Annotated in this window: 1 protein-coding gene; it reads left to right on the top strand. The window is 47.8% G+C overall.

Annotation, left to right across the window (positions count from 1 at the left end; all coding sequences use genetic code 11):
- Nucleotides 1-177, top strand: a 177-nt coding sequence (locus AC4J95_RS21290) for an IS3 family transposase (RefSeq protein ID WP_494551564.1), incomplete at its 5' end; no start/stop codon positions are given.
- Nucleotides 178-245: the final 68 nt, after the last annotated feature.

The raw sequence follows: 245 nt of genomic DNA, 5'->3' as shown, positions 1-245 counted from the left end.
TTTGAGACATTGGCACAACTACGCTTGGAATTATTTGATTATGTGCATTGGTGGAACTATCTGCGATTACATGGCACATTGGGGTATGAAACACCGATTCAGTTTCGTCAACAGAGATTGGCGAAGCGGACCCTTGATAATGAGCACGGATCTGATACCTCTGGAGAGGCAGCGTAATTGAATGAGCACGCTTCTGCCGGAAAGAATCCGATCCGAGGAGGCTCATTGTCAAGGGCAATCGGAGC

The organism is Enterococcus sp. GPZ-007, assembly GCF_059374735.1.
This window is presented reverse-complemented; position numbering and strand designations above follow the sequence as displayed.